The 26,607-nt window shown below is 70.9% G+C and carries 27 protein-coding genes; 14 read left to right on the plus strand and 13 right to left on the minus strand.

What is annotated here, in order from left to right; translation table 11 throughout:
• Positions 1-122: 122 nt before the first annotated feature.
• The 8 genes from B2W79_RS03275 to B2W79_RS03310 all read left to right on the plus strand — a co-directional run bounded on the left by B2W79_RS03275 (position 123) and on the right by B2W79_RS03310 (position 5,308).
• On the plus strand, positions 123-536 hold the full coding sequence (locus tag B2W79_RS03275; RefSeq protein WP_292787061.1) for a YbaB/EbfC family nucleoid-associated protein: 414 nt from the start codon (positions 123-125) through the stop codon (positions 534-536).
• A complete protein-coding gene (locus tag B2W79_RS03280) occupies positions 536-865 on the plus strand; it encodes a type VII secretion target (protein ID WP_025103775.1) in 330 nt (109 codons plus the stop codon). The genes B2W79_RS03275 and B2W79_RS03280 overlap by 1 nt, the downstream gene beginning before the upstream one ends.
• A complete protein-coding gene (locus B2W79_RS03285) occupies positions 862-2,325 on the plus strand; it encodes a TNT domain-containing protein (RefSeq protein WP_292787064.1) in 1,464 nt (487 codons plus the stop codon). The genes B2W79_RS03280 and B2W79_RS03285 overlap by 4 nt, the downstream gene beginning before the upstream one ends.
• Positions 2,322-2,606: a hypothetical protein gene (locus tag B2W79_RS03290; protein WP_071327448.1), complete on the plus strand. Its 285-nt coding sequence runs from the start codon at positions 2,322-2,324 to the stop codon at positions 2,604-2,606. Before B2W79_RS03285 ends, B2W79_RS03290 begins: the two co-directional genes overlap by 4 nt.
• A complete protein-coding gene (locus B2W79_RS03295; RefSeq protein ID WP_071327449.1) occupies positions 2,603-3,046 on the plus strand; it encodes a glycohydrolase toxin TNT-related protein in 444 nt (147 codons plus the stop codon). The genes B2W79_RS03290 and B2W79_RS03295 overlap by 4 nt, the downstream gene beginning before the upstream one ends.
• A complete protein-coding gene (locus B2W79_RS03300; RefSeq protein ID WP_071327450.1) occupies positions 3,043-3,330 on the plus strand; it encodes a hypothetical protein in 288 nt (95 codons plus the stop codon). The genes B2W79_RS03295 and B2W79_RS03300 overlap by 4 nt, the downstream gene beginning before the upstream one ends.
• Before the next feature lie 9 nt (positions 3,331-3,339).
• On the plus strand, positions 3,340-4,005 hold the full coding sequence (locus B2W79_RS03305; protein ID WP_071327451.1) for a TetR/AcrR family transcriptional regulator: 666 nt from the start codon (positions 3,340-3,342) through the stop codon (positions 4,003-4,005).
• Between the two features lie 67 nt (positions 4,006-4,072).
• Positions 4,073-5,308, plus strand: a complete 1,236-nt coding sequence (locus tag B2W79_RS03310) for an acyl-CoA dehydrogenase family protein (protein ID WP_292787069.1) — start codon at positions 4,073-4,075, stop codon at positions 5,306-5,308.
• Between the two features lie 79 nt (positions 5,309-5,387).
• On the opposite strand, the gene B2W79_RS03315 is transcribed toward B2W79_RS03310, so the two are convergent.
• On the minus strand, positions 5,388-5,870 hold the full coding sequence (locus B2W79_RS03315; RefSeq protein ID WP_025103767.1) for a hypothetical protein: 483 nt from the start codon (positions 5,868-5,870) through the stop codon (positions 5,388-5,390).
• A gap of 65 nt (positions 5,871-5,935) precedes the next feature.
• On the opposite strand from B2W79_RS03315, the gene B2W79_RS03320 reads away from it, so the two are divergent.
• Positions 5,936-7,387 (plus strand): phytoene desaturase family protein, encoded by a 1,452-nt coding sequence (locus B2W79_RS03320; RefSeq protein WP_292787074.1) that lies wholly within the window; start codon positions 5,936-5,938, stop codon positions 7,385-7,387.
• A gap of 43 nt (positions 7,388-7,430) precedes the next feature.
• Complete coding sequence (locus B2W79_RS03325) at positions 7,431-8,474, plus strand: ATP-dependent DNA ligase (protein WP_292787077.1); 1,044 nt, start codon at positions 7,431-7,433, stop codon at positions 8,472-8,474.
• Positions 8,475-8,480: 6 nt separating this feature from the next.
• Here the strand turns inward: B2W79_RS03325 and ligD are convergent, their stop codons facing one another.
• The 6 genes from ligD to B2W79_RS03355 all read right to left on the minus strand — a co-directional run bounded on the left by ligD (position 8,481) and on the right by B2W79_RS03355 (position 15,991).
• Positions 8,481-9,551 (minus strand): non-homologous end-joining DNA ligase, encoded by a 1,071-nt coding sequence (ligD, locus tag B2W79_RS03330; RefSeq protein ID WP_292787080.1) that lies wholly within the window; start codon positions 9,549-9,551, stop codon positions 8,481-8,483.
• Positions 9,552-9,615: 64 nt separating this feature from the next.
• Positions 9,616-10,755, minus strand: a complete 1,140-nt coding sequence (locus B2W79_RS03335; RefSeq protein ID WP_292787083.1) for an SseB family protein — start codon at positions 10,753-10,755, stop codon at positions 9,616-9,618.
• A 44-nt stretch (positions 10,756-10,799) separates the two neighbouring features.
• Positions 10,800-13,253: an ATP-dependent helicase gene (locus B2W79_RS03340; protein ID WP_292787085.1), complete on the minus strand. Its 2,454-nt coding sequence runs from the start codon at positions 13,251-13,253 to the stop codon at positions 10,800-10,802.
• 44 nt (positions 13,254-13,297) lie between these two features.
• On the minus strand, positions 13,298-13,909 hold the full coding sequence (locus B2W79_RS03345) for a LysE family translocator (RefSeq protein WP_292787088.1): 612 nt from the start codon (positions 13,907-13,909) through the stop codon (positions 13,298-13,300).
• Positions 13,910-13,988: 79 nt separating this feature from the next.
• Positions 13,989-15,005, minus strand: coding sequence for an ABC transporter permease (locus B2W79_RS03350; RefSeq protein ID WP_071327458.1), 1,017 nt, complete (start codon positions 15,003-15,005; stop codon positions 13,989-13,991).
• Positions 15,002-15,991, minus strand: coding sequence for an ABC transporter ATP-binding protein (locus tag B2W79_RS03355; protein ID WP_071327459.1), 990 nt, complete (start codon positions 15,989-15,991; stop codon positions 15,002-15,004). The genes B2W79_RS03350 and B2W79_RS03355 overlap by 4 nt, the downstream gene beginning before the upstream one ends.
• 89 nt (positions 15,992-16,080) lie before the next feature.
• Between B2W79_RS03355 and B2W79_RS03360 the strand changes: the two genes are divergently transcribed.
• A complete protein-coding gene (locus B2W79_RS03360; protein WP_292787092.1) occupies positions 16,081-16,479 on the plus strand; it encodes a YccF domain-containing protein in 399 nt (132 codons plus the stop codon).
• 10 nt (positions 16,480-16,489) lie between these two features.
• Here the strand turns inward: B2W79_RS03360 and B2W79_RS03365 are convergent, their stop codons facing one another.
• The gene (locus tag B2W79_RS03365) at positions 16,490-17,476 is read right to left on the minus strand and encodes a glycerophosphodiester phosphodiesterase family protein (protein WP_292787095.1); all 987 of its coding nucleotides are present in this window, start codon (positions 17,474-17,476) and stop codon (positions 16,490-16,492) included.
• Between the two features lie 92 nt (positions 17,477-17,568).
• Between B2W79_RS03365 and B2W79_RS03370 the strand changes: the two genes are divergently transcribed.
• Together B2W79_RS03370 and B2W79_RS03375 are read left to right on the plus strand one after the other, a co-directional pair.
• Entirely contained in the window at positions 17,569-18,489 is a 921-nt protein-coding gene (locus B2W79_RS03370) for a Bax inhibitor-1/YccA family protein (RefSeq protein WP_071327462.1), read from the plus strand.
• A gap of 161 nt (positions 18,490-18,650) precedes the next feature.
• Positions 18,651-18,923 (plus strand): GlsB/YeaQ/YmgE family stress response membrane protein, encoded by a 273-nt coding sequence (locus B2W79_RS03375; protein ID WP_025103755.1) that lies wholly within the window; start codon positions 18,651-18,653, stop codon positions 18,921-18,923.
• A 96-nt stretch (positions 18,924-19,019) separates the two neighbouring features.
• Here the strand turns inward: B2W79_RS03375 and B2W79_RS03380 are convergent, their stop codons facing one another.
• Entirely contained in the window at positions 19,020-20,315 is a 1,296-nt protein-coding gene (locus tag B2W79_RS03380; protein WP_292787106.1) for an RNA polymerase sigma factor, read from the minus strand.
• A gap of 13 nt (positions 20,316-20,328) precedes the next feature.
• Positions 20,329-20,757, minus strand: a complete 429-nt coding sequence (locus B2W79_RS03385) for a YciI family protein (RefSeq protein ID WP_292787109.1) — start codon at positions 20,755-20,757, stop codon at positions 20,329-20,331.
• 183 nt (positions 20,758-20,940) lie between these two features.
• On the opposite strand from B2W79_RS03385, the gene B2W79_RS03390 reads away from it, so the two are divergent.
• The gene (locus B2W79_RS03390; RefSeq protein WP_292787112.1) at positions 20,941-23,037 is read left to right on the plus strand and encodes a family 10 glycosylhydrolase; all 2,097 of its coding nucleotides are present in this window, start codon (positions 20,941-20,943) and stop codon (positions 23,035-23,037) included.
• Positions 23,038-23,092: 55 nt separating this feature from the next.
• Here B2W79_RS03390 and B2W79_RS03395 read toward each other — a convergent pair whose 3' ends face one another.
• From B2W79_RS03395 to B2W79_RS03405, 3 genes are read right to left on the minus strand one after another with little or no spacing between them, the layout of a single operon-like run.
• On the minus strand, positions 23,093-24,481 hold the full coding sequence (locus B2W79_RS03395; protein WP_292787115.1) for a glycosyltransferase: 1,389 nt from the start codon (positions 24,479-24,481) through the stop codon (positions 23,093-23,095).
• An 8-nt stretch (positions 24,482-24,489) separates the two neighbouring features.
• A complete protein-coding gene (gene guaA, locus B2W79_RS03400; protein WP_062635878.1) occupies positions 24,490-26,076 on the minus strand; it encodes a glutamine-hydrolyzing GMP synthase in 1,587 nt (528 codons plus the stop codon).
• On the minus strand, positions 26,073-26,585 hold the full coding sequence (locus tag B2W79_RS03405) for a DUF3817 domain-containing protein (RefSeq protein ID WP_060922041.1): 513 nt from the start codon (positions 26,583-26,585) through the stop codon (positions 26,073-26,075). The genes guaA and B2W79_RS03405 overlap by 4 nt, the downstream gene beginning before the upstream one ends.
• Positions 26,586-26,607: the final 22 nt, after the last annotated feature.

Genomic DNA, 26,607 nt, shown 5'->3' on the forward strand with positions numbered 1-26,607 from the left:
TCGAGACATCGACCAGTCCCCCAGCCTACTACCGCAGGCTGAACGCTCCGACGCCCCGACGCCCTCCCCGACGCGCCGACGCCTCCGGTACGATTCTTGAGCGTCGAGGCAGGGGAGACGAGATGACGGACACCTTCGACTGGTCTGATCCGGTGGCGACACGCGCGCGCATCGAGCAGCAGGTGAAGGACGCGGAGCGCCGCGCAGCGCAGGCCGCGCAGGTGCGCGACGACATCGCGGGCGTGCGGGAGCAGGCGGCCTCTCCGGGCCGCGACGTCACCGTGACGGTGGACGCCTCCGGGCGCCTCGCCGAGGTCGCGCTCACGGACGCCGCTCTGCAGCGCTCCCCCGCCGCCCTCGGCGCCCTCATCGTCACCCTCGCCGCCACCGCGCAGAAGGCGGCGGGCGCGCGGGCGGTCGAGATCGCGGCGGAGGCCTTCGGCGCGGAGGACGCGGCGGTCGCACATCTGCGTGAGGAGATCGCCGAGCTCCCCGACCCGAGTCAGGACGGCCGACCGCAGATCGAGTACCGCTGATGGCCGAGCTGATCGCCGTCGACACCGAGACCGTCCGCCAGCACGCCCAGCGCGTCGCGCAGATCGCCGCGGACGTCCGGCTCGCCGAGAACGCCGCCGGCTCGATGAACGTGGGCGGCGGCGCCTTCGGCGTGATGTGCGCCTTCCTCGTCCCCCCGGCGCAGATCGTCTCGTCGATCGCCGCCGGGGCGATCACCGCCGCCGCGACGATGCTGGAGAAGTCCGAGGAGCAGCTCCGCGGCCTGGCGGACGACTTCGATGAGGGAGAGCAGCGTCAGCTCGATTCGATCCGCGGGCTGCTGTCGTCTGTGGAGGGCGCTCGCCGATGACCCCGCCGAACCCGCTGGTGGCGGGACCGATCGACCCGACGACGCCGTTCAGCGGAGCCGGTCTGCTCGAGGACGGCTACGACCTCGTCACCGCGATCGAGAGCGGGGACTGGGTCTCCGGAGGACTGGCGTCTTTCTCCGCCCTCGCGAACACCGTGGCCACGGCCATGGATCCGCTCGGCTCGCTGATCGCCGCCGGATTGGGGTGGCTGATGGACCACCTCGAGCCGCTCAAGGGCTGGCTCAACGACCTGACCGGCGATGCGGGCGAAGTCGCCGGTTTCGCGGCGACCTGGGGCAACATCGCGCAGCAGCTGCAGCAGGCGGGCGAGACCCTCGACGCCCGCCTCTCCGACGTCAGCTCGATGTCGGGCGAGGCGATCGCGGCCTACCTCCGGCTGCAGTCCGACGTCGCCGCCCATATCTCCGCGGCCGCTGCCTGGGCCGGCGGGATGAAGACCGGCATGGAGACCGCGTCCATGCTCGTGCAGATCGTGCACGAGCTGGTGCGCGACACCCTGTCGCAGCTGGTCGGTTCCCTCATCTCCTATGCGAGCACGCTCGTCGTGTCGCTGGGCACCGCCACCCCGTACGTCATCGCGCAGGCCACGAGCCGCGTCTCGGCCATGACCGCCCGGATCTCCGGCACCGTGCTCAAGCTCGTGGACGCCGTGACGGCCCTCACGAAGCACCTCGACGAGCTCAAGTCGCTGTTCCAGCGCCTAGGCGACCTCTTCTCGCGCGGCCCGGGCGGTGGGCATGGCCCGTCCGGCCCCGGAGCCCCGCACGGCCCTGACGGCAGCTCCCCCGGGGGCTCGTCCCCCGACGGCTCTTCGCCCGGCAGCTCCGGCCCCGCGAGCCCCAGCGTGCGCGACCAGAGCACACTCACGGACGAGCAGATCCAGACCTACCTCGACCGCAACTACCCGGAGTACGCCGACGACTTCGCGGACAACGGCACGCTCCCGCCCGACGTCCAGATCCCCAAGGGACCGGACGTGCTCCAGCCCGACGGGAGCATCGACTGGAGCCAGGTTCCCGGCGACGGGTACGTGCTCGATGCGAGCGGCGAGCCGATCCGGCAGCCGCACACTCCACAGGTGGGAGACGTCCTCGACCGCTACGGCCCTCCGGAGGGCCGCTACACGTCCCCGGTGCCTGAGAACGGCCCGTTTACCTACGATCAGCGGTCCCTCCCGTATGTGGAGAACCCGGCCCACTACCACCGCTATGAAGTGGTCGGCGACATGTCCGATCTTCGAAGCGTCTACGACCGCGCTCCGCAACACGTCAAGGACGAACTCCTGGCGGGCGGATTCAAGCCCGAGTATCTGGGTTCGCAGGGCTACCGAGGAGACATCGCGCCCGGGTTCGGCTCGACGGGCGGCGGGGTGCAGGTCCAGCTTCCCCTCACGGCCGCACAGTTGATCACACTCGGCGTACTGAAGGAGATTCCATGACCGAGCTCACCTCCGACGACGTGCAGCGCATCATCGCCGATGAGAAGCTCACCGCCACCGCGAACTGGTTCGGCCCCACCGGTCGACCACAGTCATCGGCGTGGATCGACCGCGACGGCGACGCGTGGATCGTGTGGGAGACGGACGAGCGCGGCGGCAGATTCCACGATCCCGTCCGCTTCGACTCGGAGTCGGAGGCGTTCGACTTCTTCCTGCGGATCGCGCGCCGCTACCGGGCGTCGGACGCGCACGCCGTCCGACGGATCGAGGGCCGGGAATGACGGAGCTCTGGATCGGACCCGACGGCGTCGCCATCGATCGCGAGCCGCTCCCCCGCGGCGCGGAGGTGTGGGACATGTACGGGCCGCTCAACACGCGCTACGTCTACCTCGTGGAGAACGGACGGCCGGCCGCCTACCCGGAGCGCTCCCTGCCCTGGGTCGAGAACCCCGCGGCGTACCACCAGTTCCTCGTGGTCGGCGACTGCGTCCACCTCCGCGCGGCGTACGAGCGCTCGGAGGACGCGGTCCTCCGACGGGACCTGGACGACCTGGTGGACATCGGCTACTACCGCTGGGACGCCCCGATCTTCCGCGGCACGGTGGCCCCGGCCTTCGGCGACCCCGGCGGCGCGACCCAGCTCGTGCTGCCCCTCCCCCTCACGTTCTACCTGCGTCTCGGTCTGGTCCGGGAGCTGGCCGTCCCCGGAGCATCCGCATGAACCGCGACACCGTCCTCGCCGACCTCCGCGCGCGTGGCTCCGTCGGCTTCTGCTTCTTCGACGACCCCCGGGGCAAGACGAACGCCGTCGTGGTGTCGTACGGCAGGGAGGGCTACCAGACCTGGATCCAGGACGAGCGCGCGCAGCCGATCGAGGGGTCGCTGCGGGTGTTCGCCGCAGAGCAGGAGGCGCTGGCCGACTTCGCCCATCGTGTGCAGCTCTGGAACCGCGTCAGCGGGGTGCTCTCGCCGGGGCCGTCGGGCGCCGGTGCCGCAGCGGTCTAGGCTTTCGCCATGCACGAATCCGCAGAGCTGCGCACCGGGGGCGTCGTCGCCGCCGCGCTCGAACTCTTCAGCGCCCAGGGGTTCGACCAGACGTCCGTCGAGCAGATCGCCAAGGCCGCCGGCGTCTCCCGGTCGACCTTCTTCCGGCAGTTCGGCGGCAAGGAGGACGTGGTCTTCGCCGATCACGAAGTCCTCCTGGAGCAGCTCCGGGAGTTCCTCGACGAGGGGCACGACGATCCGTGGGGCGCGGTCTGCGCCGCATCGGAGTCGGTGTTCACGCACTTCGCGAACGACCCGGAGCTCGCGCGACGGCGCTATCAGATCGTGCGGGAGGTGCCGGTGCTCCGCGAACGCGAGATCATCACCGTGTTCCGCTACGAGCGGCTGTTCGACGAATACCTGCGCAGCGCCCTCCCGGGAGTGGATCCGCTGGACGCGGTGGGCTTCGCTGCGCTCGTGACGGCGGTGCACAACCACGTGCTGCGGCAGCTCCTGCGCGGACGAAAGAAGGTGCCGCTGGCCACCCTCCAGACCGCGCTCGCGGATGCGCGTCGGCGGTACGGCGTGGGCGAGGCCGCCGACGCGGGCGCTCCGGACGACGTGGTCGTGGCGGTCTTCCCCCGGTCGATGCCGATCGCCGAGGTGACGAGGAGGCTCCGCTCCGAGCTCGACTGAGTCGACCGAGGCGGTCCTGGTACCGAGTATCGAGGAGTACGATACCTGGTGTCACGAAGGAGCACCCATGAGCACCGAAGCCTCTCCCTTCCCCGGCGAGCGCGTCTCGTCCTACGACGTCACCGGGCGACAGGACAGCGACTACTACGCGGTCTTCGCCGACATCCCCGCCGCCGACCGGAAGGCCTGGGACCGCGCGAAGGCGTATGTCGACGAGGTCGCTCCGCAGATGGCCGAGGCGTGGGACCGTGCCGAGTACCCGCTCGACGCCGCCCGCCGCATGGGCGAGATGGACCTCGTCGTCGACGGCGTCGACCACCCCGCATTGACCCGGCTCTCCCCGCTCGCCGCAGGCCTGGTCAACATGGAGATCTCGCGCGGCGACGGCTCCCTCGGCACGATCCTCGCGGTGCAGGGCGGGCTCGCGCTGCGGACGCTCGCGCTGTTCGGCTCGCCCGCCCAGCAGGACCGCTGGCTCACGGCACTCGCCGACGGCTCGGTGCTCGGGTCCTTCGCCCTGACCGAGCCCGACCACGGCTCCGACTCCGTCTCGCTGGAGACCGTGGCCCGCCGCGACGGGGACTCCTGGGTGCTCCGCGGTGCCAAGAAGTGGATCGGCAACGGCGCCTCGGGCGGCATCACGTTCGTCTGGGCACGGGTCGAGGACGAGTCCGCCGCCGAGCACGGGGCGGTGCGGTGCTTCCTCGTCGAGCAGGACACCCCCGGATACACCGGCACCGTGATCCGCGGGAAGGCCTCCCTCCGCGCGATCCATCAGGCCCACATCCGCCTGGACGACGTGCGGGTGCCGCTGGACGCGGTGCTGCCGGGGACGAAGAGCTTCAAGGACGCCTCGACCGTGCTGTACGCCACCCGGTCCGGGGTCGCCTGGTCGGCGCTGGGTCACGCGACGGCCTGCTACGAGGCGGCGCTGGCCTACGCGAAGCAGCGCGTGCAGTTCGGCAAGCCGCTCGCGAAGTTCCAGATGGTGCAGGAGCGGCTCACGCACATGCTGGAGGATCTGACGGCGATGCAGCTCTACTGCCGCCGGATGGCCGATCTGGAGCAGGCGGGGTCGCTGCGGCCGACGCAGGCCTCGCTCGCGAAGTTCCACAACACCCGGGCGGCTCGGCGGATCGCCGCGACGGCGCGGGATCTCCTCGGCGGCAACGGCATCCTCCTGGAGAACGGCGTCATGCAGCACCTGGCCGACATCGAGGCCATCCACACCTACGAGGGCACCGAATCTGTGCAGGCCCTGCTGCTCGGACGCGACATCACCGGGATGAGCGCCTTCGCCTAGCCCTTCGAATCGCTCACTGTGCGGCATTCGGCGGCCGGATGCAGCACAGTGCGCGACTCGAAGCAGAGGAGGCGGCAGCTCAGTCGCAGCCGCAGCCGCCGGCGGGGGTCTTCACCATGAAGCACACGTCGCACACGCCGTAGTCGCGCTCGACGGGCTTCGGGGCCGCGGGCGTGCGCGGGGCGGCGGGGGTGCGCGGCGTCGTGGAGCGCTTGGCCTTGACCGGGGCCTGCGGGGCGAACTCGCTCGGGTGCGTCACGTAGAAGTAGGGCGCGCGTCCCTCGCTGGGCTGCAGGCGGAGGCGGGTGGACCCGACGGTCACGACCTCGTCCTCCGTGAAGCCGTTGGTGTACGTGCGGCCGATGTGCAGCGCCGCCCCCTCGCGGCGGATCGCCTCGATGTACCGACCACGGTCGATCAGCGAGGTCACCCCCGCGGCCTCGACGATCTCGGTGATGAACGCATGGTTCACCGGATCGATGCGGTGGGCGCGGAGCGCCTCGGGAAGCGAGCGGTACGGACGGGAGGTGCCGGCGGGGGTCGGGCCCTGGACTTCATTCATCCCTTCCAGGATCGCACGGCGCAACCCCCTCCGCTGACCGCGGGCGTGCGTGCGAGACTGGCCGCATGGCACTCGCGACGATCATCGGATCCGGACCGAACGGCCTCGCCGCCGCCGTCTCCCTGGCCCGCGCCGGCTATCGGGTGCGCGTGGTCGAAGCCGCGGACACGGTCGGAGGCGGTCTGCGCACACAGGAGGCCACCCTCCCGGGCTTCCGCCATGACGTCTGCTCGGCCGTCCACCCGGCGGCCGTCGCCTCGCCGTTCTTCCAGGCGTTCGGGCTCGACGAGCGGATCGACTGGATCCGCCCCGAGATCTCGTTCGCCCATCCGCTGGACGGCGGCCGTGCCGCCATCGCCTGGCGCGACATCGAGCGCACCGCGGCCGAGCTCGGCGTCGACGGGGATGCGTGGCTGCGCCGGCTCCGTCCCCTCAGCACCCACATCGACGGCGTCACGGACTTCACCGGGAACCAGCTCCTCCGTCTCCCGCACGATCCGACCACCGCGGTGCGCTACGCCATCCGCATGCTCGATCAGGGCACTCCCCTCGCACGGGCCGCCTTCCGCACGGAGGAAGCCGCCGCGCTCATGGCCGGAGTCGTCGCGCACGCGAACTCCCCGCAACCCACGCTCGCCGGAGCCGCGGCCGGACTGCTGCTCGCCGGACTCGCCCATGCCGGCGGCTGGCCCTACCCCCGCGGCGGCTCGCAGGCCATCGCCGACGCCCTCGTCGCCGATCTCGAAGACCACGGCGGCACGATCGAGACCGGGGTCCGCATCACCGACCTCGCCGCACTGGACTGGGGCGACCCCGCCCGCGGCGACGTGCTCCTGCTCAACACCTCCCCCCGGCTCGCCCTCACCCACCCGGACGTCCCGGCGTCGTACGCCCGTGCGCTCCGCGGCTACCGCTACGGCGCCGCGGCGGCCAAGGTCGACTTCGCGCTCGACGGCCCGGTCCCGTGGACCAACGAGCTCGTACGGAGCGCACCGACCGTGCACGTGGCCGGGACGAGGGACGAGGTGTGGAACAGCGAGAACGCGGTCGCGGTCGGCCACGTGTCCGAGCGCCCCTACGTCCTGGCCGTCCAGCCCTCGGTCTTCGACCCCACCAGGGCCCCGGACGGCAAGGCCGTGCTCTGGGCGTACATCCACGTGCCGAACGGCTCCGACCTCGACCCGACCGAGCTCATCACCGCGCAGGTCGAGCGGTTCGCGCCGGGCTTCCGCGACCGGATCCTCGCCCACCACGCGGTGCCGGCGTCCTCCCGTGAGGCGATCAACCCGGCCGAGATCGGCGGCGACATCTCCGGCGGCGTCTTCGACATACGTCAGGCTGTGCGCCGTCCCGTCCTCTCCCCCGCCCCGTGGCGGACGCCGATGCGCGGCGTGTACCTCGCGTCGTCCTCCACTCCGCCCGGGCCCGCGGTCAACGGCATGGCCGGATGGCACGCGGCGCACACCGTGCTCCGCGACGCCGGCACGCCCGCCGAGCTGGACGACCTGTTCGGCTGACCCGGTCCTTTCCCCCGCTCGCCGCCCGGTCCAGGATGGGTGCATGCACTACGAGATCCCGGCCCCCATGCTCGCGAAGGCCGTCGCGGCCGTCCCTGACCCCGACAAGACTCCGGGCGGGCTGCTCTACGAGCCGAAGTGGGGCGGGTTCCGCGGACTCATCGCCTGGGACGGCGAGACGGTCGAGATCGGGTCCCGCGGGGCGAAACCCCTCACGCGCTACTTCCCGGAGCTCGTCGACGCGATCCCTGAGCTGCTGCCCGTGCCCTGCCTCCTCGACGGCGAGATCGTCGTGGCCACGGGTCCGCACGGCGCACAGCGCCTGGACTGGGAGGCGCTGAGTCAGCGCATCCACCCTGCCGCCTCCCGGGTCGCGAAGCTCGCCGTCGAGACCCCGGCCCTGTTCATCGCCTTCGACCTGCTCGCCTCCGGGGAGGACGACCTGCGGGAGCAGTCGTTCGAGACGCGGCGGGCCCGGCTGGAGACGCTCATGGAGTCCGTGGAGCACCCGCTGCACCTGACCAGGACCACCCGCGACCGGGACGCCGCCGTCCGCTGGCTCCAGGAGTTCGAGGGCGCGGGGCTCGACGGCGTCGTGGCCAAGCCGCTGGCGCAGCCGTACGCACCGGGGAAGCGCACCCTGTTCAAGATCAAGCACGCGCGGACCGCCGACGTCGTCGCCCTCGGCTACCGCATCCACAAGTCCGGCACCGGGGTCGGGTCGCTGCTCGTCGGGCTCTACGACGCCGAGGGGACCCTGCGTCAGGTCGGCGGGGTCGCGGCATGGAGCGACGCGAAGCGGAAGCAGCTCGTGGAGGAGCTCGCACCGTTGGTCGAGCGTGACGAGGACGGCGCGGCGGTGACCGGCGAGGGCGAGCGCTCGCGGTTCAGCGGGTCGAAGGATGTCTCGTTCGTGCGGCTTCGTCCCGAGCGGGTGCTGGAGGTGCGGTACGACCAGCTCGAGGGCGCCCGCTTCCGTCACACCGTGCAGTTCGAGCGGTGGCGGCCGGACCGCGACGCCCGCTCCTGCACGTACGACCAGCTCGACACCGTCGAGGGCTACGACCTCGCCGACGTCCTGAGCTGAGCCCGCTCAGTCGTCGACGGGGTTGCCGTCGGCGTCCCAGTTCGCGGCGTTCTTCTTGCTCGGCTGCACGCGCGGCGGCTCGCCCGGCATCTTCGGGAACTCCGGCGGGAAGGGCAGCTCCCCGAGGCCGTTCGCCGTGTCGCGCTCCCACCACTCCAGGAGCGTGTCGATGCGCCCGGGCTTCGCCTGCATGTCGGCCCACGGGTCGCCGACCTCCTCGAGCCGCTGCGGGATGCTCCGCACGGTGAAGGCGCGCGGGTCGAGATCGTCGAGCTCCTCCCAGTGCACGGGCGTCGCGACGGTCGCACCGGGAAGGGCACGCGGACTGTACGCGCCGGCCATCGTGCGGTCGCGATTGGCCTGATTGAAGTCGACGAAGAGGCGCTCGCCGCGCTCCTCCTTCCACCAGTTCGTCGTGACCCGGTCCGGCATCCGGCGCTCGAGCTCGCGGCCGGCGGCGATCACGGCATGCCGCACGTCGAGGAACTCGTGGGTCGGCTCGATCGGGGCGAAGACGTGCAGGCCGCGATTCCCGCTCGTCTTCGCGAACGCCTCCAGGCCGGCCTCCCGCAGCACCTCCCGCAGGGCGTGGGCCGCGGGGACGGCCTCGGCGAAGCCGGTCCCCGGCTGCGGGTCGAGGTCGATCCGCAGCTCGACCGGGTTGTCGGAATCGGTCGCCAGCGACGCCCACGGGTGGAAGACGATGGTGTTCATCTGCACCGCCCACACGATCGCGCTGGTGCGGTTCAGGACGATCTGAGGATGGCGGCGGCCGCTGTTGTACGTCACGGTGACGGCATCGACGAAGTCCGGAGTACCCTTGGGCGGGTTCTTCGAGAAGAATCCCTCCGGACGCGGTCCTCCGGCGGCTCCCACGCCGTCCCGGAAGCGCTCCAGGGACACCGGCCGGTTGCCGTTCGCCGAGAGGAATGGCACCGACACGAGCTGCACATACTCGGCGAGCTCGGCCTTGGTGATGCCGAGGTCCGGCCAGACGACGCGGTTCGGGCTGGAGAGCGCGACCTCACGCTCTCCGTCGGTGTCGGCGACGGTCAGGGTCACGCGTTCAGAGGCCATGCTCCGACCCTATGGGGCGGTCACGACCCGCGGAACCCCTGGGAGATCTCCGGTGCGCGCGCCGTCAGTCCTCGATCCGCACCGCGCGCACGAGCACCGGCGCGAGGGCGTCGCGCTCCACGACCATGGAGGGCCCCGCGGAATCGATGATGACGCCGGCCATCTCGGAGTGGCTCGACAGCACCTTCGCGAGCTGGTCCGGCTCGAACGGCAGTGGGCGGTCGCCCCGGCCGAGCGCGATGACCTCCAGCGGGTGCGAGAAGAGCTGGAGGAAGCGGCGGCCGTCGGCGGTCTGCGCCTCGGCGATGCCGACCTGCCCGGTGCCGGATCCGTCGTTCACGGCCACCCACATGCGCGTCGTGGCGAGAGCCTCGCCCACCTTGGCGGGCGAGTCTTGCTCCCGCGGCGCCGCGAGCAGGGACTTGACGGTCATGTCGACGTCGGCCTGCTCGAGCGTCTTCTGCAGGAGCTCGGTGGGGAACACCACCCGGTGCGGCGCGGACGCGTTGTCGATGATGAGGCCCGCGAAGTCGCCGGACACGACCTGCTGCATGACCGAGGTCGTCGGCTGGGCGACAGCGGAGGTCGCGGACGGATCAGCTTCGAGCTGCACGGAATCCCGGACGGCGGCCGCCGAGCTGAACGCCAGCATGAACTGGCGCTCCCCGTCGCGGACCACGGCGACGGCCAGCGGCTTGCCCTCGCTGATCTGCGCGCGGGCATCGCCGTTCACGCGGATGTAGAGGTGCCCTTGGAGAGCCTGGCGGAGCACCCCGAGGAGCTGCTCGTTGGAGGCGCCCGCCTCGACCTGCGCCAGGGACTCGCGCAGGAGGACGTTGTCCTTCATGCCCGCCACGGTCTCGGTCTGCTCCGGCGGGAGCGCGGGAGCGAGCGGGAGCTTCCGCTCGGCCGCCGGTGCCGCAGGCTCCGCGGCGGGGCTGGGCGGCGTCGGCGCGGCAGCGGGCGCTGCGGCTGCCGCCGCGGCCTCCGGATCCGGAAGCGCGACCTCGGGCCCGGCTTCGGCGCCGACACCGCGGAACGCCTGAACCGAGATGCCGACGGTGGGCGATGCCTCGGCCGTCGACGCCTCCGACTCCTCGGTCGCCGTGCTCGCGTCCTCCTCGCTCTCGGTGGCCGGAGCGGCGGAGGGGGCGGGAGCGACGGCGTCGTCGCCGGACTTCTTGCGGCGGGAGAAGAGGGCCATGGGAGCCAGCCTAACCGTGTCTCCCCGCCCTCTCCGCCGCGACGTCAGAGCTTCTGGATCGGGGCGACCTTGATGAGCAGCTTCTTCTGCCCTGCCGTGTCGAACCGGACATGGGCGATGCGCTTGGCGCCTTCGCCGGTGACGGCGTCGACCCTTCCCTCGCCGAAGTCGTCGTGCCGGATGCGGTCACCGGCGGCGAGCTCGAGGTCGCCGTTGTCGCGCATCTTGGCGGTGACGCGGTTGGGGATCTTGTCCATCGCCGTCGAGAGCGGCTTGAGGGAGTCGCGGGGCAGGGCCTTCACGCCGAAGCGGTCGCCCGACCCACCGGAGCGACGGGCGTTCAGCGCACGCGACTGCATACCTCCGCGGGAGTTCACGTCGCCCGGGGACTGCCGCCAGTCGATGAGGGAGGCCGGGATCTCCTGCAGGAATCGGCTGGGCATGGCGACGGTCACCTCGCCGAACTGCGCGCGGGTCATCGCCAGGGACAGGTGCAGGCGCTTGCGGGCGCGGGTGATGCCCACGTAGAACAGGCGCCGCTCCTCCTGCGGGCCGCCGGGCTCTCCCGCCGAGATGCGGTGCGGGATGAGGTCTTCCTCGACGCCGGTGACGAAGACCGCGTCGTACTCCAGTCCCTTGGCGGTGTGCATCGTCATGAGCGAGACCGACCCGGACTCGTCATCGAGGTCGTCCGCGTCGGAGACCAGCGCGACCTCGGTGAGGAAGTCGGTGATGGTGCCCTCGGGGTTGTTCCGCGCGAAGTCGCGGGTCACGGCCACGAACTCGTCGAGGTTCTCCACGCGGGCCTCGTCCTGCGGATCGCGGCTGGCGCGCAGCGCGTCGAGGTAGCCGCTCTTGGAGAGCAGCAGGCTGAGCCCGTCCGCCACGGAGGTGGGCGGCGGCACCTCCCCCGTCGGCGGCAGCATGATCGCGGTCGCCTCGGCGAGCACGGCGTCGAGCTGGGCGATGGCTGCCTGGATCTTCGGGCCGACGCCGAGCTGGCCGGGCAGCGACAGGGCATCGCGGAAGGAGATGCCGTGCTCCTCGGCGAAGCGGGCGATGGCGGTCTCGGTGACGTCGCCGATGCCGCGCCGGGGCTTGTTGAGGATGCGGCGGACCGCCATCTCGTCGGCGGGGTTGGCGACCGCGACGAGGTAGGCCAGCGCGTCCTTGATCTCGGCGCGCTCGTAGAACTTGGTGCCGCCCATGATCTTGTACGGCACGGCCGAGCGGATGAAGATCTCCTCCAGCGCACGGGACTGCGAGTTCGTGCGGTAGAAGACGGCCATCTCCGAGTACGGCATGCCCTTGCGGTGCAGCGCTTCGATCTCGTCGGCGACGAACTGGGCCTCGTCGTGCTGCGAGTAGCCGGTGAAGCCGATGATCCTGTCGCCCTCGCCGCGGTCGCTCCAGAGCTTCTTGTCCTTGCGGTCGAAGTTGTTGCCGATGACCGCGTTCGCCGCGGAGAGGATGTTCTGCGTCGAGCGGTAGTTCTGTTCGAGGAGCACGACCTTCGCTCCCGGGAAGTCGCGCTCGAACTCGCTGATGTTGCGGATGTCCGCGCCGCGGAAGGCGTAGATCGACTGATCCGAGTCGCCGACCACCGTCAGCGACGCCCCGGCCTCGCCGGCTCCCGGCGCCGGCTCGGGGTCAGGCTCGAAGATCATCATGCCGTTGGCGGCATACGGCTCCGGTGTCGAGCCGACGCCGGACACCGGCCGGGTGAGCTCGTGGATGAGCGCGTACTGGGCGTGGTTGGTGTCCTGGTACTCGTCGACGAGGATGTGGCGGAAGCGGCGGCGGTAGGTGTCGGCGACCTGGGGGAAGGCCCGGAACAGGTAGACCGTCTGTCCGATGAGGTCGTCGAAGTCGAAGGCGTTGGCCTTCTGGAGCTGCCGCTGGTAGTCGGCGAAGACCTCGACGAAGACGCGCTCAGCCGGGTCGCTCATGTTGGCCTGGCGCGCATAGGCCTCGGCATCGGAGAGCTCGTTCTTGAGCTTGGAGATGCGCCCCTGGACAGCCGCCGGGGTGAGCCCGTAGGCATCGGCCTCGTGCTCCTTGACCAGCCGCTTGAGGAGGGCGCGGGAGTCTCCGGAGTCGTAGATGGTGAAGTTCTTCGTGAACCCGAACTGCTGCGCCTCGCGGCGGAGGATGCGCACGCACGCGGAGTGGAACGTGGAGATCCACATGCCGCGCGCGGCGTCGCCGATCAGCCCCTCGACGCGCTCGCGCATCTCGCCGGCGGCCTTGTTGGTGAAGGTGATGGCGAGGATCTGGCTCGGCCACGCCTCGCGGCTGCGCAGGAGCGAGGCGATGCGGCGCGTGAGCACGCTCGTCTTGCCCGAGCCGGCACCGGCGACGATGAGCAGGGCGGGGCCGCGATACGTGACGGCCTCGAGCTGCTGGGGGTTGAGGCCGGCGAGGAGGTCGTCCTGCGCGGGGGCGCCGGAGGACTGCGGGCCGACGGATCCGGGGACGATGAGAGGGGCTTCGGTCATGACCTCTCGAGTCTAGGCGGCGGCACCGACATCGAGGTCCCGGCCTAACGGGTCTCGAGCGCCAGACGCCCCGCCAGCAGCACATAGGTCGCCGCGAAGGAGCGCCGCAGCCACGCCATCACCTTCGGCCGGGTGAGGACGCGGGTGCGCATGGTCGCCGCGAAGACCCCGTACGCGGCGAACACGACGAAGGTGACCGCCATGAAGACCAGGCTCAGCATGATCATCTGCGCCGTGGCTCCGGTGCCTCCGGCGGCGACGAACTGCGGCAGGAAGGCGAAGAAGAAGATGGTCAGCTTCGGATTCAGGAGGTTGAGGAGGACGGCAGTGCGGATGATCCGCCACGACGACACGGGCACGGCGTCCTCCTCCGCCGACATCAGCGCAGTGTCCCGCAGCGTCCGCCACGCGAGGTACAGCAGGTAGGCGACACCGAACCACTTGATGACCTCGAAGGCGACGGCGGAGGCGTGCAGGATCGCGGCTAGACCGGTGATCGCGGCGATCATGTGCGGGACGACCCCCAGCGTGCAGCCGAGGGCGGCGACGACGCCGGCCCTCGCCCCCTGGGAGATCCCGATCGCCACCGAGTACACCGCCCCGGTTCCCGGGGTGGCGACGACCACCAGGGTCGTGAGGAGGAATGCGATGCTCATGCGGCCCTTCCGTCGCGGCGGTCGGTCCGCGTGTCCTGTCTACCGGCTCGACGCGCGACGCGCATCCCCCTTCTTCCGCTCAGGCGATGCGGGTGCCCGGCGGCAGCCGTCGCGCGGGCGTCCGAGTGCGGGCCCACGCTCCCGCGAACAGCGCCCCGGCGAGCACCACCTGCACGCCGAGCCCGACGAACCAGCTCGGCACGGTCTCGTCGATCACCTGCTCGGCCGTCTGCGAACCGCTCTCCGGATCGCAGTCGTCCCAGCGCTGCTCCAGCGGCGAGAGCTGCGCGCTGCGGACGCCCCACTTGATCTGCCCGTACAGATCGACCGGATAGCCGTCCGTGCTGAACTCGGTGGGGGTGGCATCAGCCAGCACGACGAACGGGTTGGCGGCGAGCGCCCACCACACGAGGTCGAACCGCGGCGCCTCGTACGTGTACTCCTCCCAGCTCTCGCAGTCCACGTTGCCGTTGCTGTCGTAGGGGCGGCTGTAGCTCGTCGCCTCGCTGCGCACGGCCAGGCCGCCGAGCGCGAAGACGATGATCGTGCCGATGACGAGCGCGGAGACCACGAGGTAGGTGGACGCGACGGAGAACAGCGGCCGGGCGATGAGGCCGCTCAGGCCGACGCCGATCGCGGCGACGATGATGATCTCGACGGCGAGGATGAGCAGCGCCACGAACAGCACGATCGGATCGGTCCCGCCCGCCAGCAGCGACGCCGCGAGGAAGGGAACCGCCACCAGGAGGAACGCGCCGCCCGTCGCGATCGCCGCGAGCAGCTTGCCCAGCATGATGTCGCCGGTCGACGCCGCGGTGACCTGGATCGGCGCGAGCGTGGCCGCCTCCCGGTCGCCGTTGATGGCGTTGCCGCTGAGCGTGGGAGAGACGAGCACGACGAGCAGCAGGACCACGTTGACGACGATGGACGACACGCCCGCCCCCACGTCCTCCCCCCAGGAGTACACGGCGAATGACAGGCCGGTGACGCCGAGGAGCACCAGTGCGAAGATGCCGAGGAGCACGTACCAGCCGACGCTCCGCAGCCGCTGGGTCAGTTCCAGGCGCGCGATGACGCCGATGTTCGCGAGACTCATGCTCCCGCCTCCGTTCCGTGGGGTGCCGCAGGCGGCGGGGGCGGCGGGGTCGTCCCCGCGGGCGGGTGCGGGTGCCGGAGCGCGAGGAACGTATGCTCCAGATCGCTCTGCGCGGGCGCGAACTCCGCGACCGGCAGCCCCGCCTCCACGAGGAGGCGCAGTGACTGGGCGGCGTCATCCTCCCCGGGAAAGCCGACGAGGACGGCGCCCCGGTCCACGGCGAGGGACTCGGGAGCCCGTCCGAGGGCCGAGGCGACCTGCCAGGTGTCCGCGTTCAGACGCTCCGCGGTCGCGCCGGCCAGCCGCACCCGCCACGCGCGGACCGTGCTCTGCGCCGGAGCGGCGTCCACGACGGCCCCGCCGACGAGGAAGACGGCGTCGTCGACGACCTCTTCCAGCTCGGACAGCACGTGGCTGGAGATGAGGACCGTGCGCCCTTCGGCCGCGAAGCGGCGCAGCAGGACCCGCAGCTGCACGCGGGCCTCGGGATCGAGGCCGGACGCCGGCTCGTCGAGAAGCAGCACCTGCGGGTCGTGGACGAGAGCGCGGGCGAGGCCGAGCTTCTGCTTCTGCCCACGGGAGAGCACCTTCGCGGCGGAATCCGCGAGCTCCCCCAGACCGACGAGACCGAGAAGGTGCTGCGCCCGCCGCTCCGCGTCCGCGCGGTCGATCCCGTAGAGCCGGGCCGTGGTCACGATCGTCTCGCGGGCGGTGAGGGAGGGCCAGGCGCCGAGGGCATCCGGCATCCACCCCAGCACGCGACGGGCGGCGAGCGGGTCGGCTTCGGGGTCGATGCCGCCGATGCGGATCGAGCCGCTGTCGGGGGCGAGCAACGAGGCGAGCATCAGGAGCAGCGTCGTCTTGCCCGCGCCGTTCGGGCCCACCAGACCCGTCACCCTTCCCGCTTCTGCGCGCAGCGTGGCCCCTCGCACGGCCTGCACGTCCCCGAATGCCCTGCTGACGTCGTCCACCACTATTCCGGTCATGCGGTCAGTCTGGCATCGCGGGGCGCGAGCGCCGGGGACCTCCGGGCTGATGCCCAGCCGCGCCGCGCCGCGGGTGACACAATCGCTGTATGCGCACGATCCTCAACATCATCTGGGTCATCCTCGCGGGCTGGGCGCTCTTCCTCGGCTACGTGCTGGCCGGCCTGCTGCTGTGCATCCCGATCATCACGATCCCCTGGGCGATCGCCTCGTTCCGCATCGCCGCCTACGCCATCTGGCCGTTCGGCCGCGAGGTCGTCAGCAAGCCGACGGCCGGCGTCGGGTCGTTCCTCGGGAACGTGCTCTGGGTCATCCTCGCGGGGTGGTGGCTCGCGCTCGGCCACATCGTGTCGGGACTCGCGCTGTGCATCACCATCATCGGCATCCCCATGGGCATCGCCGACTTCAAGATGGTCCCGGTGTCGCTCATGCCGCTCGGCAAGGAGATCATCTCCACCCGTCAGGGCGCGTTCGACCGCACGCTCTGACGCCGGCGGGTCAGCCGCGGAAGAACGCGACGCCGAGATCGGGGTGATCGACGAAGACGCCGTCCACGCCCTGCCGGGCGATCACGCCCCACTCGGCCTCGTAGTGCCCGAACGCGCTCTTGCCTCCCGGTCCGCGGTAGGGCGCCGCGAGGAAGGCGTTCTCCGGGCGGCAGGTCCACGTGAAGACGGTCAGGCCGCGGGCGTGCGCATCGGCGACCAGCGTCGTACCCGGCACCAGGAGCATCTTCTTGTCGACGCTGATCCCGTCGATCCGACCGACCAGGCGGTCCAGATTCCCGGGGGTCACGGTCTCCGGGTAGCTCAGGGCCTTCGGCCCCTCGGCGACGAGGAGGTCGTACGGCTGTCCCGCCGCCTCGATGAGGTAGACGAAGCTCGCGTCGACGCCCGCGGCGCGGAGCTGCCCGAGCACGGTCGACTCGAAGCTCTCCACGATCAGCGGCAACTCCCCCGCCGCCCATCCGGCGTCGCGCAGCTCCCGCGCGATGAGGGGCGCGAGGTCGAGTCCGATGCCCGCGAAATGCGTGGCGTGCTTCACTTCGAGCACGACGCCGATCGAGCGGCCCTGCTCCTGTGCTGCCGCCCGCACGAGGTCGAGGACGTCGCGCAGGCGCAGGATCGGCTCCGTGCCGTCGAAGGAGGCGCTGGATGCCCGGAGCTTCGGGAGCCGTTCCCGGCAGCGCAGCGTGGACAGCTCCGCCCAGGTGAAGTCCTCCGTGAACCAGCCGGTCAGTGCGGCACCGTCCACGCGCCTCGTCGTGCGGCGATCCGCGAACTCCGGGTGATCGGCGACGTCCGTGGTGCCGGAGATCTCGTTCTCGTGCCGCACGACCAGGACGCCGTCCTGGGTGGCGACCACGTCCGGCTCGACCGCGTCGACCCCCGTCGCGAGAGCGAGCTCGTAGGACGAACGGGTGTGCTCCGGTCGGTGGCCCGGGGCACCGCGGTGCCCGATGACGAGCGGGGATTTGCTGGGCACGCTCACAGCGTAAGGCACCCCGGGAGTGTCGCCTCACGGGTATCGTGGAGGAAAGCGACCTACGACCCCCCTTTTGGAGTGAGGCCCACCTGATGAGCAACTTCGCTTTCAACAATCCTGCTTTCCAGCAGCAGGACCCGCGCAACGTCGCGACCTACCCGGGTGCGCCCCAGGGCGCTCAGGGCGCGCAGGCCGCGTCGCTCCAGCACGGCGCGATGGATGCCGCCGCCAACGCGCAGCTCGAGGGCATGTACGCCGCCCCCGCCGCAGGCGCGCTCGAGACCGACCGGATGTCCGTCGAGGACACGGTGTGGAAGACCGCCGGCCTCTTCGGCATCCTCCTCGTCACCGCCGTCGTCGGCTGGGTGCTGACGCTCGGCGGCCTCGACGTGCCGCGCTACGACCCGTACAACCCCGCCGCCGTCAACGTGCTGCCCTGGGCCCTCGGGGCGCTCGGCGGCTTCGTGCTGGCGATGGTCATCACCTTCACCTCGCGCAAGAAGGTCCGCCCCGCGCTGATCTTCGCCTACGCGGCCTTCGAGGGTCTCTTCATCGGCGGCATCTCGGCGTTCTTCGAGGTCCGCTGGCCCGGCATCGTCTTCCAGGCGACGCTCGCGACCGTCTCGGTCGTCGGCGTGACTCTCGCCCTCTTCGCGAGCGGCAAGATCCGCGCCTCGAAGAAGGCCACGAAGATCTTCATGATCGCGATGATCGGCTACCTGGTCTTCTCGCTCCTGAACCTCGTCCTCATGTGGACCGGCGTCAACACCAACGCGTTCGGCATGCTCAGCCAGCCGATCATGGGCATTCCGCTCGGCCTCATCATCGGTGTCCTCGTCGTGATCATGGCGGCCTACTCGCTGGTGCTCGACTTCGACCAGATCCAGCAGGGCGTCCGCAACGGCGCTCCCCGCAAGTACGGCTGGCTCGGCGGCTTCGGCATCATGGTCACCGTCGTCTGGCTGTACGTCGAGATCCTTCGGATCATCGCCATCGCCCGCGGCAACAACTGACGCGCGACCCGTCGCGACGAGAGGCCCGTCTCCCTGGGAGGCGGGCCTCTTGCCATATCCGGGAGGGAGCGCGCAAGGGGTTGGCACGCGATTCCGTGGCCGGGCACAGTAGGTGTCACGAAGCCCCGGCACCCCGGGGCTCCTGACCCAAGGAGCTGACCATGAGTTTTCTCGGCTTTCTTCTTCTCGGCCTCATCGCCGGAGCCATCGCCAAGCTGATCCTGCCCGGCAAGCAGGGCGGCGGATGGTTCATCACCCTGCTGCTCGGCGTCGTCGGCGCCCTGCTCGGCGGCTGGCTCGGCAGCCTGATCCTCAACCGTCCGCTCACCGAGTTCTGGGACCTCGGCACCTGGCTCCTCGCCATCGGCGGTTCGATCATCGTGCTGCTGATCTACGGCCTCATCGCCGGCCGCGGCCAGCGGGTCAACGACTGACGCAGACCCCCCTCGACGCGCCCCGCGTCACCCACGCCCGTCCCTCACGGCTGCGAGAGCATCCGTGAGGGGCGGGTCTTTTCGTGCCGCGGACGGTCAGCTCGCCGTTCCCCGCGCCTTGCGCTCCAGGAGTCCGCGCTCACGGTCGTTGCCGGCCAGCCCCGCGGCCACGGCGAACTCGCTGCGTGCCTCGCTCTCCCGGCCGAGTCGGCGCAGCAGCTCGCCCCGCGTGGCCGGGAGCAGGTGGTAGCCGCGCAGCGCCCCGGACGCAGCCAGCTCATCGAGCATCTTCAGCGCGGAAGCGGGCCCGGTCGCCATGGCCACGGCGGCCGCGCGATTGAGCTCCACCACCGGGGACGGGGTGAGCCGGCCGAGCGCCTCGTAGAGGACGACGATGCGGTCCCAGTCGGTCTCCTCCACGGACGGCGCGACGGCATGGCATTCGGCGATGGCGGCCTGCAGACTGTACGGCCCGCGTCCACGGCCGAGCCCGTCCGCCCGCGCCAGTGCCGCTCTCCCCCGCGCGATGCGGCTGCGGTCCCACCGCCGACGGTCCTGATCGGCGAGCAGCACCGGGTCCCCGTTCCGGTCGGTCCGTGCGGGGAAGCGTGCGGCCGTGAGCTCCAGGAGCGCGAGCAGACCGTGCACCTCCGGTTCGCGAGGCTGCAGCGCGGCGAGCACCCTGGCGAGCCGGATGGCCTCGTCGCTCAGTTCCGGCCGCATCCACTCCGGACCGCTGCTGGCCGCGTGCGCTTCGTTGAAGATGAGGTAGAGCACCCCGAGGACCGCGCCGAGCCGCGCCGCATGCTCCTCCCGCGGCGGCACCTCGAACGGCGCGTGTGCCGCCGCCAGCGTCTTCTTCGCGCGCACGATCCGCTGTTGCACGGTCGCCGTGGGGACCAGGAAGGCGCGGGCGATCTCCTCGCTCGACAGCCCGCCGACGACCCGCAGCGTCAACGCGACCTGCGCCTCCCGAGAGAGGACCGGGTGGCACGCGATGAAGAGGAGGCGCAGCACATCGTCGTCCACGGCATCCGGGTCCCACGGCAGCTCGTGGCCCTCCGCCTGCTCCTGTTCGAGGTCGTGCGCGATCAGCGCGAGACGGTCGTCCAGCCGCTCGCGGCGTCGCCATCCGTCCACCGCCTTCCGCTTCGCCACGGCTGTGAGCCACGCGGCGGGGTTCCGCGGGACGCCCTCGGCGGGCCATTGCCGCAGCGCGGCGACCAAGGCCTCCTGCGCGAGGTCCTCCGCCAGGCCGAAGTCGCCGACCATCCGCGTCAGCGTGCCGACGATGCGCGCGGCTTCGATTCGCCACACGGCCGCGACGGCCCGCTCGGCCGCCTCCTGCGCGGAGGCGGCCGAGTTCGCCACGGGGTCGGACGAGCCGTCCATCAGCGGAGCGTCGTCACGCCTGCTCGGCGCGGCGGGCCTGCTCCTCCCGCCAGCCCGCCTCCTTCTCGATCCACTCGTTGTCGGCGGGGAAGTCCTCCGGGCCGGTCACCCGGCGCACCTCGAGGAACGATCCCGCTCCGAGCGGCGCCCGGCTCGCCCACTCCGCGGCCTCCTCGCGCGAGGAGACCTCGATGATCCAGAAGCCGTTGAAGAGCTCCTTCGTCTCCCCGTAGGGGCCGTCCGTGATCAGCGGCTTCTCGGCGCTGAAGTCGACGACGAAGCCCTCCGCCGCGTCGGTCAGGCCCTCCCCAGCGACGAGGACGCCCGCCTTCATCATCGACTCGTTGTAACGACCCATCGCCTCGATGACCTGCTCGAAGGGCATCTCCTGGTAGGCCGCCACCGCGTCGTCGGTCGCGCGCATGATGAGCATGAACTTCATGATGTTCTCCTTGTTCCGAAGGGCCGTTCCTCGACCCTCTCATCACAGACGTCGAACGGGAACGGCGGAGATCGACATCGGGCGAAAAATTCCTCCCGGTCTTCTGCCGAGAGCCGCATCGGCATAGAGTTTCAGTTCAACCCCTTTCAGTGGAAATTCTTTTCCAGATCGAACGAGGACTCGATGAAGAGACGCATCGCCGCCACCGCCGCGGCCGCCCTGCTCCTGCTGGCGCTCCCCACGACCGCCGGAGCGGCCCCCGACGAGGAGCCGCTCACCCGGTACGTCAAGGACACCTCCGGCGCCTATGGCTACGGCACGGAGCCCGTGTACACCTATCCGGGATCCGGCGAGCAGGTCGCCATTCCCACGACGCTGACCCCGGAGAACCGCCGCTTCTCCAGTGCCTGGGTCGGCACGATCGGCAACCTGAACTTCGGCAAGCCCGCGGATGCGGCGGACTTCGACGCCCGCTACGCGACGGTGCTCGACGACTTCGCCTCCTGGAACATGAACGCCGTGATCTTCCAGGTGCGTCCGCTGCTGGACGCGTACTACCCCTCGGCGCTCAACCCGTGGTCCGAGTTCCTCACCGGCACCCAGGGCGCCGATCCCGGGTACGACCCGCTGCAGCGCATGGTGGAGGCCACGCACGCGCGCGGCATGGAGTTCCACGCCTGGTTGAACCCCTATCGCGTGACCAACGCGAAGATGACCTCGCCGGGGATCCTCACGGCCCTCGGGCTCACCGCGGACGAGGTGAAGGCGCTCTCGATCCCGCAGTACATCGCGGCATTGAACGACGCCGGCATCCTCGCCGACGACAACTTCGCCGTGCAGCACCCCGACTGGGTGCTGTCCTTCGAGGAGAAGCTGTTCCTGGACCCGGGCCAGCCCGAGGTTCCCGCGTACGTCGCGGCCACCGTCGCCGAGATCACGGAGAACTACGACGTCGACGCCATCCACTTCGACGACTACTTCTACCCGTACCGAATCACCGTCGACGGCCAGAACGTGTTCTTCGGCGCGCAAGGCGAGGACCGCGCGACGTTCGAGGAGTTCGGCCTCACGGCGGGCTATCCCGACACCGTCGCCGGCATCGAGGCGTGGCGGCGCGACAACATCACGGGTCTGATCACCCTCGTCGGCGACGCGATCGACGCCGGCAACGCGGCGCGCGGCACTGCCGTGCAGCTCGGCATCAGCCCGTTCGGGATCTGGGAGCACAAGGCGCTCGACCCGGCCGGGTCCCACACGCCGACGAGTTCGTCGCAGACGTACAGCCAGGCGATCTTCGCCGACACCCGCGGGTGGGTGCAGGACGAGCTGATCGACTACATCGTGCCGCAGATCTACTGGAGCTTCGATCAGGCCGCCGCCCCCTACGGGGAGCTCGCGCAGTGGTGGAGCGACGTGGCAGCAGGCAGCCGCACCCAGGTCTATGTCGGCCACGCGCTCTACAAGCACGTCAACAACGGGGGCTGGGAGCAGGCCTGGATGAACCCGGAGGAGGTGCCGAACCAGATCCGGTACAACCAGAAGCTCGACGGCATCGAGGGCAGCGTCCTGTTCAGCTACAACGACATGAAGCCGAGTGACCTGGCCGCTCTGCCCGCGGATCAGCAGCCCAAGCACGAGGCCAGGAACACCGCGATCGAGCTCCTCGAGGGCGAGGCCTTCGCCCACCCCACGCTCGTTCCGGCCAAGCCCTGGCTCTCGGACGGACAGGTGGCAGCCCCGGCGGCACCCGAGATCGTCGACGGCGAGCTCCGCTGGCAGGCCGGCGACGCGCGGGAGGCCCGCCAGTATGCGATCTACCGCGGTACCGGCGATCCGGCGCAGATCGTCACCACCCCGGGCGCGCTGGTCGACACGGTCTGGGCAGGCGGTGCGGCGTCGTTCCGCTTCCCCCTCCCCGCCGACGATGCCCCGGCCGCCGCGCGCGCCGCGACGGAGACCTGGGTGGTGACCGCGTTGGATGCCGCCGCCGTCGAGAGTGGACCGGTGGCTGTCGCCGTGGACGAGCCGGTGGACCCGACCGATCCGGGCACTCCGACGGATCCGACCGGACCGACGGACCCCGGCAGCCCGTCGAACCCGGGCGCTGCGGGTGAGGACGGCGTCACGGCACCCGGGAGCGGGGCCACGCGTGGCGAGCGCGGTGATCTCGCGACGACGGGTGGCGATGCCCCCATCGTCGCTCTGCTGCTGGGCGGCCTGCTGCTGGCTGCCGGCGCCGTCACCACGGTCGTGGCCGCGCGCAGACGCCGCACGCGATGACGCCAGCGACCGCCGGGAGTCGCTCGCGACCTCCCGGCGGTCGCGACGGTCGGGTTCAGCGGCGCCGCGACGGCGCCTGCACGGCGGCCGCGATGGTCGCGACCAGTGCATCCGCGGAGCGCTCGGGACTCCACGCCGCAGCGACGGCCGGCGCTTCGACACGCAGCGCCGCCAGACGGTCCGGGTCGGTCAGCAGTCCCCGCAATGCAGCGCCCAGCGCACCGATGTCTCCCGCGGGGACGAGAACGCCGCCGCCCGCGCCGAGAACATCCCGGATGCCGTACCGCACGTCGTAGGACACCACCGGCGTGCCGTGCAGGAGCGCCTCCACGATGCCGAGCGGCTGCCCTTCGAACGCAGTGGAGGTGACCAGCACGGACGCCCGGTCGAGCACGGTGGCGGAATCGTCGGTGTAGCCGCAGAGATGCACGCGGTCCGCGGCGTCGAGCTCGGCGATCAGTGCCGCCAGCCGCTCCTGCTCTGCTCCCGTGCCCCAGATCTCCATCCGGGAGCCCGGCACGTCCGCCTCGACGAAGGCGCGGATGGAATGGTCGATGCGCTTGCCGGCCGCGAGCCGACCCAGCACGACCACGAGGCCCTCCTCGCGCAGGTCGTCACGGCGCTCGACCGGCGCGATGGGGTTCGGCACCACGACATGGTTGGCGGCCTCACCGAACCGCGCCACGACGTCGTCCCGCTGCGTAGCGGTCGGCCAGATGAGCGCATCGAAGCGGTCGGCGAGGCGGAACCAGCGCGTCCAGAGCGTGTTCAGGCCGGCGTCGGGACTGTAGGGCGCCTCCACGTGCATGGTGTGGATGGGGTGCAGGATGCGCACGCGCGGGTCGCGCCAGTCGGCGATCAGCTCTCCGAGCTGGCGGGACTCGCAGATCACGACGATCGGACGCTCCCCCAGCGCCGCCGTGATGTGGGCCAGCCAGGCACCGTAGAGTCCGCGGAAGCCATGCAGCGCGCCGACGACCGCTCCGCTCTCGTCGTAGACGAGGACAGGCTCGTCCGTGAGGTGCCAATCCGGGTTGCCGGGGATGACGGGGAGGGCTGCGAAAGGCCGTCCCGCGGGATCCGCGAGCACGCGGTACTCCCGGTCAGGGTCAGCCGTCACTGCGGCATCCGCGGCGTCACGCAGCCAGGCGGCGGCTCCGCCCTGCGGTGCGACGGCCTCGTCGAAGAGGTTGCGCAGTCGATCGGGGTCGGTGAGCGCACCGCGCTCCGCGAAGACGCGGCGGTGCTCGGCGTGGTCGGCGATCGTCCCCGGATCGAAGGTCAGCAGCTGCGGACCGGCGCCGTCCGCCGCGCCCGCGGCAGCGAGCATCCGGGCGCGCGCGAGCGTGGCGATCGTGTAGCCGCCGTCCAGACCCGGGATCAGGCGGCTGGACAGCACCAGGTACTCGGCGTCCGGGAGGACCGGCGCCGAGACCGGGGGCATCGCGCCCCCTACTCCCACTCGATCGTCCCCGGCGGCTTCGACGTCACGTCGAGCACGACGCGGTTGACGTCGCGGACGCCGTTGGTGATCCGGTTCGAGATCTTCGACAGCACGTCGTACGGCAGGCGGGTCCAGTCGGCCGTCATCGCGTCCTCGCTGGAGACGGGACGCAGCACGATCGGGTGGCCGTAGGTGCGGCCGTCGCCCTGCACACCCACCGAGCGCACGTCGGCGAGGAGCACGACGGGGCACTGCCAGATCTCCTGGTCGAGACCCGCCTTGGTCAGCTCCTCGCGGGCGATGGCGTCGGCCTCACGCAGGATCTCGAGACGGTCAGCGGTGACCTCACCGATGATCCGGATGCCGAGGCCGGGCCCCGGAAACGGCTGGCGCCCGACGATCGCCTCGGGGATGCCGAGCTCGCGGCCGATCGCGCGGACCTCGTCCTTGAAGAGGGCCCGCAGCGGCTCGATGAGCTCGAAGTCGAGGTCGTCCGGAAGACCGCCCACGTTGTGGTGCGACTTGATGTTGGCCGTGCCCGCACCGCCGCCCGACTCCACCACGTCCGGGTAGAGCGTGCCCTGCACGAGGAACTTCACCGGGGCGCCGCCGTCGGCCTTCGCCTCCTCCACGAGGTCGAGCTGCACCTTCTCGAACGCGCGGATGAACTCGCGGCCGATGATCTTGCGCTTCTCCTCGGGGTCGGTCACGCCCTGGAGGTGACCGAGGAAGGTCTCCGCGGCGTCGACCGTGATGAGCCGCACACCGGTGGACTCGACGTAGTCCTTCTCGACCTGCTCGCGCTCGCCCTTGCGGAGGAGACCGTGGTCGACGAAGACGGCCGTGAGCTGGTCGCCGATGGCCTTGTGCACGAGAGCGGTCGAGACGGCGGAGTCCACGCCGCCGGACAGCGCGGAGATGACCCGGGCGTCGCCGACCTGCTCGCGGATGCGCTCGATCTGCTCGGCGATCACGTTGTCGGGGTTCCAGTCGGACGCGAGGCCCGCACCCTTGTGGAGGAAGTTCTCGAGCACGCGCTGACCGTGATCCGAGTGCTTGACCTCCGGGTGCCACTGCACGCCGTAGAAGCCGCGCTCCTCGTTCGCGAAGGCGGCGACCTTCGTGGCCTCCGTCGTCGCGAGCACCTCGAAGCCCTCCGGTGCCTTCGCGACCTGGTCGCCATGGCTCATCCACACGTTCTGCTCGGTCGGCTGCCCGCTGAGCAGCGTGCCGCCGTCACCGGAGATGACGGCATCCGTGGCGCCGTACTCGCGGAGGCCGGTGTGCGCGACCTCGCCGCCGAGGGTCTGGGCCATGTACTGGAAGCCGTAGCAGATGCCGAGCGTGGGGACGCCGAGGTCGAAGACCGACGGGTCGAGCTTCGGCGCGCCCTCCTCGTACACCGACGAAGGTCCGCCGGAGAGGATGATCGCGACGGGGTTCTTCGCGGCGATCTCCTCCGCCGTGGCGGTGTGCGGCACGATCTCGCTGTAGACCCCGGCCTCGCGCACGCGGCGGGCGATGAGCTGCGCGTACTGCGCGCCGAAGTCGACGACGAGCGCGGGGCGCTGCTGGGTCTCGGACTGTTCGGTCAACGGACACCTTCCGGGGCGATCGCGGAGGCCTCGGCGGCCTCTCGGGTGGCGAGATAGGTCTTGACTTCACGGGCGACGACCGCCTCCATGAAGAACGACAGCAGCGGCACGACGCCGCCGAGCGCGAGCAGGATGAACCGCGGGAAGCGCCAGCGCATCAGGCTCCACATGCGGAAGCACGCGAAGAGGTAGACGACGTAGAACCAGCCGTGGGCGACGAGGATGAACAGCGAGATGTTGAAGCCGTCCCCGAGGGAGGTCATCTCGCACGAGTTCGTCCACGGCGCGAACAGCGACCACCACTGGCAGTCCGGTCCCGCGATGACGCCGGCGAACCAGAGCGGGCCGCCCGATCCTCCGGCGAAGAGCTCGAGGTGGATCGGCGTGTACTTCAGCACCATCTCGGCGAGCAGCAGGAGCAGCATGACTCCCGTGATGATCGACGCGATCTGGTAGAACTTCAGCGCACCGCGGATCGCCGGAAAGCTGGCGACTTTCGGTTCGGGCATGCCCCCAGTCTAGTCGGCGGCG

Source organism: Microbacterium sp. UBA7513 (assembly GCF_002478345.1).
Taxonomy (GTDB): domain Bacteria; phylum Actinomycetota; class Actinomycetes; order Actinomycetales; family Microbacteriaceae; genus Microbacterium.